Source organism: Stenotrophomonas maltophilia (assembly GCF_003970865.1).
Taxonomy (GTDB): domain Bacteria; phylum Pseudomonadota; class Gammaproteobacteria; order Xanthomonadales; family Xanthomonadaceae; genus Stenotrophomonas; species Stenotrophomonas maltophilia_AR.
In genome coordinates this window covers 1-11,602 of sequence record NZ_RXLZ01000021.1, presented here as the reverse complement: position 1 = coordinate 11,602, position 11,602 = coordinate 1, and the positions used below count along the sequence as shown (strand labels likewise).

Here is an 11,602-nt window from a genome sequence, read left to right as displayed (position 1 = left end):
GGGGCAATATGAGCGGACAGAGCGATCGATACGATCCAGTGGAGTGGCTGAACCATGCGGGCCACTGACGTTGGGGGAGGCAGTGTTGCCGATCTGGATGCGGGGTCACCCGAACAGATCTACAGCTACGTGACCGAAGGTGTCCGGGATGTGATTCGTGCGCTTGAATCCCGGGCAGAAGAAGCCGACGCTGATGATGAGCCGGTTCAAAGCGAGATAATAGCTGCGCTCAACCTGATGCAGGCACGTCTCGCCGGCAAGCAGGAGGAGCTGCGGGCCTCGGCCGACTGGAAGGATTTCACGGTGGCCCTGTACGGTGAGACCAACGCGGGCAAGTCCACCATCATCGAATCCCTGCGCATCCATCTGAAGGAGGCGCGGAAGCTTGAACAACAGCGCCAGTTCGATGCCCTGATCGCATCGCATGGCTTGGACGAGGCTTCACTCGAGTCGACCCGGCTATCCATCGCGCAGGCCCGCGAGGCATCCGCGCGGGCGACGCTGCGTGGTCAGGAGCTTGATGCAGAAGCAAAGGAGCAACTGCAGGCGCTTGAGCTTGAAAGAGACCAGCAGCGACAGGCTGCGGCGCTGGCGCACGCCAACCGAACGTGGTGGCAGCGGCTGTTGGGCATGTTCAAGCGCGATTCCCAAGCGGCGGCTGCTGCGGCGATCCAGGTCCGTATTGAAGAGCTTCGTGCGCGACAGTTGCAGGAGCGCGAACAGGTTTCAAACGAAGCCGCCGCAGCTGACGCGGCATTGGCCAGCGCCGAGGACATGATGGCTCGACGCTTGCGCTCGATGCCGCTGCTTCTGGAGCACTCCGACGGCGTAATCATTGGTGATGGTCGTCCGGATTTCACGCGTGAAACACAGCGCTATGTCTTCGACAATGGCGGGGCTCCTATCGTGCTGCTGGACGTTCCCGGCATCGAGGGTGGCGAGGCCGGAGTGAAAGCGCATATCGACCGGGCCGTGCAGACCGCCCATGCGGTGCTCTATGTCACAGGCAAGGCCGCACGTCCGCAGCATGGCGACAAGGAAGATGGAACGCTGGAGAAGATCAAGCGCCACCTGGGGCCACAGACTGAGGTCTGGGCGGTGTTCAACAAGCGCGTGGCCGCGGTCATGCCGCTGCGCAACGCGGCCGGGCTCTTTGCCAATGATGCCGAGGGAATCGCTGACCTGGACAGGGGCCTGAGCGAAGCCTTGGCCGGCAACTACAGAGGCGTGTTGCCGGTCAGTGCATATCCGGCGTTCCTGGCGCTTGCAGATCGCTTGCCGCCACCGCAGGCATTGGTCGACGCTGGTCAGGATCGCAGCGGGGCCAGGAGGAAGTTTCTGGAGGAGTTCGATGCGGGTCATCTGTTGGACAAGACCGGCTTTGCGGCCCTGGCTGCACACTTGGCGACGATGGCCATGGATGCGCCGCGCAAGATCCGCCAAGCCAATGTGTTCAAGGCGAATCAATCGCTGCGGACCGTGGTCGAGGAACTTGATCGTCATGCCACCAGCCTGGAAGCGCATGCGCGCAAGGTGATCGCGGAGACCAAGGCCGCGCTGGGGAAGGTCGATACGGCGGCGAGCCGTCTGCGTTCTGGCCTCCAGAGCGACGCTGCGGACGCGTTGCGGACATTCAAGACAAGCGTCCGCAGTGACGCCTATGCACTGATCAATGGCGGCATCGGGAACGATGCATTGAAGGAGCGCCTCCAGGAGAGCATGGAGACGCATGTGGCCGTTCTTCAGGAGAGTCTGGCCAAGCGCTCCCGTGCAACCATGGCAGCATTCCAGAATTCGGTCACCGCGACGGCCGACCGCTTCAGCAAACATCTGCGGGATCTGGGTGAACTGGCCAATGGGCAGACGCGTGGCATGCCAGCGTCAAGCTTCTCGCTGGATCTGAAGGTCGACAATGGCGTCAATGTCGTTGGCCTCGTCACTACCGCTCTGGGTACGGTGGCGCTGGTAATGGCAGGTCCAGCTGGATGGATCGTCATCACTCTCAGCGCACTTGGCATCGTGATCAGTCTGGCCAAGGCGCTGCGGAGCCTGGTGGACGATGGCTACAAGAAGGCCCAGCAGCGCAAGGCGGTTGACGAGAATCTTGAAAGGGCCACAGCCTCACTGAAGCGTGACATGGAAAGCAGCGAGGGCAAGGTCATCGAGGCGCTTGGGAGCGCGTGCAACGACGTGAAGAAGCGTCTTGGCGTGCCCCAAAAGGACGTCAAGGCAAAAGCTGCCGTGTTGCGGCTTTCCACCACTCGACTGGACGCGTTGAGCGCCAGGATTGAAACCACTTTGGCATGACGGAGCGGAAAAAATGGACACGACACTTGAACGATTCAAGGCCCAGCAGGAACGCGCTGCGGGCATGCTCCGGGACCTGCTTTCATTCCTGAAGGCGGGCGAAGATTTCGGTGTGACGATGGACGATGCATTCGAGCGGAAGCTCGAAGCCGCTATCGGAACCGTCATGGGCGAGCGTCTGAAGGTCGCGCTTGTTGGTGGGTTCTCGGAAGGCAAGACCTCGATCGCCGCGGCGTGGATGAATCGCCTGGATCGCGATGGCATGAAAATTTCGCAGAGGGAATCGACCGATCACGTTCTGGAGTACCCGGTTGGCGATGATCTGCTGCTGGTGGATACGCCCGGGCTGTTCGGTGAGCGCGAGGTCGATGGAGAGACCTACAAGGAGCTCACCCGGAAGTACGTCAGCGAGGCGAATCTGGTTCTCTACGTGATGGATCCAACCAATCCGGTCAAGGAAAGTCACAAAGCCGAACTGATCTGGTTGTTCCGCGATCTGGCATTGCTGTCCAGGACAGTATTTGTACTCAGCCGTTTTGACGCCGTGGCGGATCTCGAGGATGAGGGTGAGTATCAGCGGCTGCTTGAAGTAAAGCGAAGTGCCGTGCGGCAGCGCCTTGTGGAGCTGATCGCACTTTCCCCTGGCGAGGCCGAAGCGCTGAGCATCGTTGCCGTATCGGCTAATCCCTATGAACAGGGTATCGAGTACTGGCTGGCGAACCAGGACCAGCATCGACAGCTCTCCCGAATCGGCTTGCTGCAGCAGGCCACGGTGGGGCAGATCCGTTCCAGTGGAGGAACAGATCGCCTGGTAGCTGATACCCGCGTTGCCATTATTGGCGATGTGCTGAGCAAACATCTACCCATCGCTGTCGAGCGTGGTGCCTTGATCAATGCGGAAGTGGAGCGTCTTGCCGAGACCGTGCAGGATCTTTCAACGCAGTTCTCGGCTACTGTCGAAGAAGCGCGCGATGCCGAAGCACAGATCAGTCGTTTCCTGGGGCAGTACTTCGCTGATCTGATTCTGCAGGCGAAGGGCGCAGACATGCAGACGTGGACGGACTTTTTCGAACGGGAGGTCGGTGCCGATGGAATCATCATTCGCATGCGGCTCCAGGAGGAGTATTCCAAGTCACTGCGGACCGCGAAACTCAATCTTGAGGCAGTGCAGGGGAGCTTCGTCGAAGAGATAAACCACTTCAATACCGTTGTCTCTTCGCTCGGCCAGCAGGGTGTCAAGTATCTGCTTGACGCCAAGCTGGTCAACAACAAGTCCGTCCTCATGATGCGTGATGGGGTGGTGTCAGCCGGCAAGATGGTTGGTTTCGATCTTGGCAAGAATCTCAAGTTTGCACCTTGGGGCGCGCACAAGCTTGCCGGGGGCGTGAACGGCGCGCTTGCGGGGCTCGGGATTGCGCTGGAGGTCTGGGATTCCTACCAGGCGTTCGAGAAGGAGCAGAAGTTCAAGGCGGGTGTGGCGGAGTTCGTAGCCATGCTGGAAAGCCAGCGGGAGTTGCTGTACCAGGAGCTTGACGGGACTGCCGGTGACAGCCGGTTCGTTCGTATCTACTTCCCAGACCTGCATGAACTTCATGAGGTGCTGAATTCGCTGAAATCTGCGCTGGACGACATGTCATCGCGCAAGGTCCGCTTCGATAGCTGGCACCGGCAGGCCGATGCGCTGAGGGGCGAATACAAGCGGCTGCGTGCTGGATAGGCGCAGCAATCCATGATGCGCTCGCGCGCCAGTGGGAGATGCTGCGGAAGATCCGTCCTGCACCGTAAAAGATCACGGTGCGGGAGTTGAGGGGACGGTTGGCCGTCAAAGGTTTCTTGACGACCAGCCGCGCCATCGAGCGTGACTTGAAGGAGTTCGCCGATCGCTTCGCGTTAACGGTTGATGATTCAATCCGCCTGTATGGTTGCAACTGGGCACGCGACGCCAACTCCGCATCTGGCGTGTTCTTGCTTTCACCAAGCGCTTGCCGCGCGCACCTGGATATCCTGCTGTGCTCGCTCGTCCTGCAGTTGCTGCTCCTGCTGATTGGCCAGTGCGCGCTGCTGAGCCTCCCTGCTGACCGAATCGAATTGCAGTAGTGATTCTTCCACCGGCGTCTGCGCGGCCTCTGCAGTGGGCATGGAGGCGCGCAGATGGGCAGGGTCGCTTGCCTCGCCCTGCACCACGAAAAGGGTATGGCCGGCGGGATGCGTTGCAGTGGCGTTGCTTACGAGCACATGATCGACGTGGGACAGATCATTGTCCTTGGCCAGAACCAGCAGGCTGGCGGTCATTCTCTCGCTTGCCGCATCGAAGCTCCGGCCGTGCTTGGCGTCCAGCTCTTCCACCCCCTCGCGGATCTGCTGATAGAGCGGGTGATCGGGATGGCCGGGCCGCATTGGATTGCTTTCCGCCAGAGAGGTCTGCTGCGGCTCTACATGCTCAGGGAAGTCGCGCTCCTCATCTGAAGGGGAAGAGGGAAGCGCTGCCTCATGGGTAGCTTGCCCGCGAACGCCAGCCGCTCTGGGGCCTGCAGCCTCCAGCTCCGGATTGTCCCGGTCCGGTGGCGGCGGGAGTGGGAGATCCAACGGGACTTCCTGCGCGGTCCTTGGGGCCTGCTCGTTCTCAGAAGGTTGCTCCTCTGCTTTGTCTCGAGCTGTAGCGGCGGCGGGCTGCGCCGGCAGTGCATCCGTAAGCTTCTGCGGCTCAGCACTGCCCTGGTGCGCGGGATCTTCAGTCCAGGGCTCTTGCATCTGAACTGGCTGGCTCAAACCTGCACTGGCCGCAGTACCTACGACCGAGGCGTTCTGCTCCTGACGGGCCTGCTCTACATTCGGCTCATGCTGCGAGGCACTTTGAGGGCCCACTGCTGGTGCAGTCGGTGCCGGCGCCTCCTTCCGAACGTCCTGCCGGGCGGCATCCTCTGCGCGCTGCGCCGAATCGACTTGCCGCTCAGAGCGATTCTCGACTCGTTGCTCACTCTCTCGCGAAGGACGTGTGCGTTCTGGCTCAACAATCACCGCCGAGGGCGCCGCGATGACAGGAGCTGGCGCCGGAGCGGGCTCGCGAGCGGGTTCAACGGCAGCACTGGTTGCCGCACCCCGTTGCGGGTCAGTGTCGCCCTTCAGTGCCTCAACCGGGTCGATCTGCACCCCTCGCGCCTCCAGCACTGCCGCAGACGCTGCCTGCTGCGCATCCACCGCCGCACTGCCTTGACGATTGGCCTCCTGCAGCGCTTGCTGGTATGCGTCCTGCTCCTTTGCAGTCAACGCAGCAATGCGTAGCTCGGGCACGTCGGGCGTCGTTGCCTGATCTGCAGGTGTAGCGCCTTGGGCAGCCAGTAGCGCTTCGGGCCGAAGCTGCGATTGAGCACGCGCAATGTCTTCAATGGTGGTGGTGCCGGTGAGCACCATCCGGTTGCCGCCCGCATCACCGAAAGTCGCGATGGCGCTGTCTGCACTGGGCGCGTGGGTACGTGGGTCTGGCATCAGCTCCAGAACTACGTCACCTGTCCTGCCCTGGAGATTCAACGTTTGCTCTACGGCGACGACCGTAGCCGCAAGCTGCTGCTCGGTGCGCTCGATGCCATGGCGCGCGTACAGCGCATCCACCTGGCCGCGAATACCCTCGGGTGCAACCTGCGCGGTGTCCTTGAGCTGCCTGGCGATGTCGTGCAGCCCAGCGATACCGTCATTCTGGCTTTGCCAGGTGATCTCCAGCTCGTCGCTCAGGTTCCGGTTGGCGGTGCTGTCAAAGATCACGCCCTTGCTGACCCATTGGCCGTCCGCCTGCCGAGTGTAGGCGTTGCCGTCGCTCGCAGGCAGCGTGTTGGCGCTGGCTTCTGCGTCCTGGATGGCGCGGGGAACAGATGGATTGTTCGCGTCGCCGAAGTCGTTCCATCGCCCTTGCTCGTGGGCAACCATGTAGCGCGCAGCCATCGCGGCTTTGGTGTTTGAGGCGTTCTGGGCGATGACCGTGCGTGACTGTTCATCCAGCGCCTGTGCCTGCTCCGCAGAGACCGGCAGGTGGCGGCTGTTGGGCACTCGCCCATCCACCATTTCCTTGATTTCCAGTTCCCATTGCCCCGAGCTGGCATCACGTACAAAGGCGCGATCGGTTTCGAAGGCACCTCGCGCGGGCTCGGCCAAGCCATTGGCGTTCAGCCGGTAGGGATTCTGTGGCGGTGGCGGGCTCGACAGGCCCAACTCATACGAGGCCCGAGCCGCTTGCCAGTTCAACTGGCGCTCCAATGTGCCGGTGGCAACGTAGCTGGTGCGGAAGGTGACGTCGTCACCCTGTGCCGTCTGCACCGGGCGGACTTCTACACCGGTGCCCAGGTCGCTGCTCTGGACCTGCTGCTGTTCACCGGCTCGCAGCCATCGCCCATTGGGGTCAGCAGGATCGCGTGTCCAGGCGCGCCCCATCGGGTCAACTTGTGAGTAGACGCGTTCGATGTCTTTCTGCTCGGCCCAGCGTTCGCCGAGGTAGGCACCCAGGACGCCGCCACCGATACCCGTTGCAATGGCGCCGGGGCCCGTCCACGAGCCCGAAGCGAGGCCGACACCGGCACCGCCAAGAAAGCCACCCATTGCGCCACCGACGTTGCGGCCGACGAAGTGTGCAGCGGTGGAATCTGCGCCTGCGGCATTGCCTTGCGAGTTCAGCTCAATCCACTTGTGCCCGGAGGTGGCGAAGTCGTGCGCAAGCAGTGCGACACCTGCAACGCCGGCAACCTTGATTGCGGGATTGATTCCGGCATGTACGCCATGTGGTGCAACGTCGGCCACTGTCTCGGCAATGGTTGCCGCATGCGGAGGGCCGCGGGGAGCGCCAGGTTGCAGGGGCGCGTGCGATGATGGTTCGGGAAGGTCAGCGAACAGGCGTGGCCCTATGGTCAGGTTGGCATGCGCTGCGACCCAGTTCGCGCGTGTGGTCGACATCTCGCTCAGGTTCAACGCGCTGTAGTCGTGCAGCGGTCGTTCGAAGAGCGTCTTGCTGATCGCGTCATAGCCGTCGATGGGCTTGAGATGCAGGCGCACCTGCGCGATGTCGACGGGGTGCGCGCCGTTGGTGGTGGCATGCTGCGCGAGGCTGCGTTCAAGCGCCTGGTACTCGGCGGCGGACTGGCTTGCGAAGGCCAGTGGCTCGGGACCGAAGGCGCTTATGGGGTAGCCGTTGATGCGGACGGTGGGGTGGTCGAGGGCGGTGGCTAGCTCAAATTTGTGGAAGCCACGCTCGAGCTTGGCATTCTCGACAAATGCAACCAAGGGCTTGCCTGTGGCGATGGCGTTCTCGAAAAACTTGGGGCTGCCAGCGTTCCACATCATGTCTTGGAGCGCGCCAACACCGTTGCCCATCGGCTTGAAGCCCCGAGCATCCATGAATGCCTGGAACTTGTCGGCAACCGTGTGAAAGTCCGGATGGGCTTCAGGTTTGTCTACAATCTCTTCAATGTACTTTCCCCACGGGGTATCCCCGATGATACCTGTCCTTCCCTGTAAATTCTTACCGTAGTCCGTTGCATTGAAATAGTTTCCCTTGTCGAAGCTGTCAGTACCCGAGAACGCTACATAGTCAACGCCGGGCGGAAGTTCAGCGGGGAAGGTGCGCAGCTTTGAGTTGACGAACTCTTCGTAGCTCGTTACTCCGTCGGGCCCGGAGCCTGGGGATTTCAGGTAGCTGACCACCTCTGCCTTCTGCTGGTCGGTAAGCAGTGCCCCACTGGCCGCATCTGTGGCAGGCGTCAGGGTCGTCAGTGCGAAATTTTCAAATGAGAACTGGGGCATATCACCCTGCCTCAGCCTGCTTCTGCGGAACAAACAAGCTGCCTAGAACTACTTCTTCGTTCTGTAGCTGAATTCTGTCCGCTGGCGTCGCGATGCCAAGTTCAAGCAGTGAATCAGTCCGAGCTACTGCGATGTAGCGAATGCTCTCGAAAATGCTGGGTTGATTGGAGAATACATTAAGCAGTCCCTGCGCGACGGCGCGGATGAATGCAGAAACTTCATCGGAATTTCCTATTTCCTCTTTGAAATCGATGATCGATTTCAGTACTTCACTGGTACTAAGGTCCAACGTGTAAATGCGCTCACGGCCGTCCTCGTCAATCGCAAGCGTTTCTGTTCCAAAGATGCCAAGCGACGCTACCCGCTCACCGTCACGACGGAAAGTGTATTGATACTCAGTGACTTCGCGTCCATCGGACAGCGTGGCAGGTAGAACCCGCGGGTAAGAAATTCTCACCGCGCTGGGTGCATCGAATGCAGAGTTGGAGTCGGGCCTGAATTCAATGGGCATCGTCTTTTCCTGGGATTGGTACTGATTGGTGCTGGTGATGAATTTGGCGCGCCTGCGCGCTGCTAGTTTCCGCCTACAGGCGCTGTAGCTGCGCAGGTTCAGGAATCACGACATGCGCCCATACACGAACTCCGGCCGAAACCGTTGCAAGGAGGTGGAGTAGGTGTCGCGTCTGTGGCCAAGGTTTGTACCCACAAAGATCCTCCTGACCACACACGACAGAGCGCATTCTGCCCGCTATCCCGTTGGGGGGCTCATCATGCTCAGATTGCGGCACGCGGACTTGCAAAGATGTGTTCATCGGCAATTCCATTGCTCTGTTTCTGAAGAATATACGACTCCCTTCCGCCGCACTTCACATCCTCGGCCTTACGCTGCGGAATGCATGCTGGTTCACACATTCAGAAAGCCGATCCCGCAGCTTGGGCTTCTCCACCTGCCCCCCATCCCACCTATGCCATCATCCGGCCAGGACCGCAGCACCCATCAAGGCTGAACAGGCATGGAGCAGGCAACACGCTACACGGCAACGCTGTACCTGGCCGCCCCCGGCACCCCACTGAAGAGCGGGGGCATCTCGCCGCGCGGCCATATGTACCTGCAGGTGGCCGCGGGCGACGAGGCCCACAGCTACGGCTTTGCGCCACCGCGCCACGCGCCGGGCGAAGCCCCCACCGGCGTGCAGTACGCGCAGGTGCGCCACGACGATGCCGACGAACATCTGGACCCGTACTACAGCCGCACCCTGGAAATCACCGAGGAGCATTACGGCTGCCTGCGTGATTTCGCCGAGGAGCCGGCCGAGTTCGAATTCGATGTGGATCGTCCGGCCACCATCAACCGCTGCAGTGATTTCGTCTGGGCAGTGCTGCACTATGCCGGTCTGCATCCGCTGCCGGCCCCGCTGGACGGCGGAAGTAACCTGGGCGAGTTCGCGGTGCTGTTCAACCTGCCGGAAATCCAGTGCATTGCCGCGCCGTTCCCGGGCAGCGATCTGAATGCCGAAACCCACCATGCGATGCCCGAGCGCGAGGCCGAGCATCATCGCCAGGGCGACCGCGCCAGCGATGAGCCGCCGCCGACGCCGATTGAAGTGGCCGGCACGCTGCTGGACCCCTCGCATCCAGACCATCGCCTGTTCGCGCAGCTGATCCAGAAAGTGGCCGAGCTGGACGCTGCGCATGGTCGCCCGTTCGATGCGGCCAGCCAGCGCATCAGCGCGAGCCTGCTGGTGCTGGCCAAGCAGAACAATCTCTCGCGGGTGGACCACGTGCTGCTCAGCCAGCCGACCCAGAGCAGCCATGCGGCCGAGAGCATCTTCATCGTGCAGGGCGATCGCAACGACCCGGGGCACCGCCGGGCCAGCATCGCCACCGAGGTGGCGGCCAAGACCGATGTGGCCGATTCGCTGCGCTTGAAAGAGCAGTAATCCGCGCGCCTGCCATACGCGCGCCGGCGCACGCCACGCCCCCCACCTGCTACCATTCCCCTGCTACCCAGCCAGCCCACCCCGCGCAGACAGATGCGGTGCGGGCCGTCGTAGAACGGCCCAGCGAGCCAGGACACCCTCCCGTGCCCATTCAAGGACGCTCGCATGTTCCGTAATCCTCTCTTCCGCTCGGCCGCCCTGGCCGTTGCCGTTTCGCTCAGCCTCGGCGTGCCCTCCGCGTTCGCCGACAACGCCCCCACCGCCAGTGTCACCGCCGCCGTGCAGCGCCAGGCCGTGGCCAAGGGCTTGTACGAGCTGGCCTACAGCCCTAAGCAGAACGCCGTGTTCGTGGCCTCCTCCGGCGGCTTCGGCGATGACGCCGGCCCGGCCCAGGTGCTGCGCCTGAACCCGACTACGCTGGCCGTGGAAACTCGCATTCCGCTCGAGCGCAAGGCGTTCGGCGTGGTGCTGGATGACGCCCACAACCGCCTGTACGTGGGCAACACCGTCGACCTGTCGGTGACGGTGGTCGACTCCGCGCAGAACAAGGCCGTCGGCACCATCCAGTTGATGGAAAAGAAGACCGGCAAGGACGGCAAGGCCGCCTACACCCATGACCTGCGCGAGCTGGTGGTCGACAGCGCCGCCAACCTCCTGTACGTGACCGGCCACAGCAGCCAGCCGGACGTGAGCAGCGTGCTGTTCGTGATCGATACCACCACGCTGAAGGTGATCAACACCATCGACGGCCTGGGCAATGCGAAGGCACCGGGCCTCGCACTGGATGCGGCCAACAAACGCGTCTACACCAGCAACCTGCTGGCCGATCTGGTGGTCGTGGGCACCGACTCGAACAAGGTGGTGGCGCAGCACAAGATCGCCGCCGAGCAGCCGATGAACATCGCGCTGGACCCGGTCGGCAAGCGCCTGTTCGTGACCGACCAGGGCTCGGAATTCCTGCGTGGCTACCAGGCCAAGAGCAGCGGCCTGGTGAGCAAGCATCCGGGCCAGCGCGTGCTGGTGCTCGACCGCAGCACCGGCAAGGAACTGGCCAGCATCCCGACCGATGCCGGTCCGCTGGGCATCCTGCTGGATGCACCGCGCAAGCGCCTGTACGTGACCAATCGCGAAGCCGGTACGGTGACGGCCTACAACAGTGACAGCTACCAGAAGGTGGCGACCTACACGGTGCCGACCCACCCGAACAGCTTGGCGCTGGATGCGAAGAACAACGTGTTGTTCGTGAGCATCAAGAACGGCGAGAAGGACGAAAAGGGCGCTGACGAGAGCGTGGCGCGCATCCAGCTGTGATGGGGGGACGCCGGGGCACGCCCGGCGGCGAGCCGCGTGAAGAAGGCAGGGTGCTGACCCTGCCTTTTTCTTTGCCCGGTTGCAGTGCCCTGCGCCAACCCGCTAGGGTTGAACCCCATGGCAGGGAGCCAAAGGATCTGAATCATGCTGGGTATCCACAGCTGGCTGCGTGCCGGCCTGATTCTCTTGGTGGCGGGGGCACTCGGCGCCTGTAGCAGCCGCGTGCCGGATGCGCCGGAGCCGCTGGATCTGGTCAAGCC

At 62.1% G+C, this 11,602-nt stretch carries 6 protein-coding genes; 4 read left to right on the top strand and 2 right to left on the bottom strand.

From position 1 onward, the window contains the following. The first annotated feature begins 54 nt into the window (after nucleotides 1–54). Both EKL94_RS08930 and EKL94_RS08925 read left to right on the top strand, forming a co-directional pair. A complete protein-coding gene (locus EKL94_RS08930; protein ID WP_126928805.1) occupies nucleotides 55–2,307 on the top strand; it encodes a GTPase family protein in 2,253 nt (750 codons plus the stop codon). Nucleotides 2,308–2,320: 13 nt separating this feature from the next. Beyond that, on the top strand, nucleotides 2,321–4,024 hold the full coding sequence (locus tag EKL94_RS08925) for a LeoA/HP0731 family dynamin-like GTPase (RefSeq protein WP_126928804.1): 1,704 nt from the start codon (nucleotides 2,321–2,323) through the stop codon (nucleotides 4,022–4,024). Nucleotides 4,025–4,278: 254 nt separating this feature from the next. Here the strand turns inward: EKL94_RS08925 and EKL94_RS08920 are convergent, their stop codons facing one another. Continuing rightward, a complete protein-coding gene (locus EKL94_RS08920; RefSeq protein ID WP_126928803.1) occupies nucleotides 4,279–8,091 on the bottom strand; it encodes an XVIPCD domain-containing protein in 3,813 nt (1,270 codons plus the stop codon). A 1-nt stretch (nucleotide 8,092) separates the two neighbouring features. Next, a complete protein-coding gene (locus tag EKL94_RS08915) occupies nucleotides 8,093–8,602 on the bottom strand; it encodes a hypothetical protein (protein ID WP_126928802.1) in 510 nt (169 codons plus the stop codon). Between the two features lie 502 nt (nucleotides 8,603–9,104). Between EKL94_RS08915 and EKL94_RS08910 the strand changes: the two genes are divergently transcribed. Further along, complete coding sequence (locus EKL94_RS08910; protein WP_126928801.1) at nucleotides 9,105–10,031, top strand: XVIPCD domain-containing protein; 927 nt, start codon at nucleotides 9,105–9,107, stop codon at nucleotides 10,029–10,031. Between the two features lie 165 nt (nucleotides 10,032–10,196). Further along, nucleotides 10,197–11,342, top strand: coding sequence for a YncE family protein (locus EKL94_RS08905; protein WP_126928800.1), 1,146 nt, complete (start codon nucleotides 10,197–10,199; stop codon nucleotides 11,340–11,342). Nucleotides 11,343–11,602 lie beyond the last annotated feature (260 nt).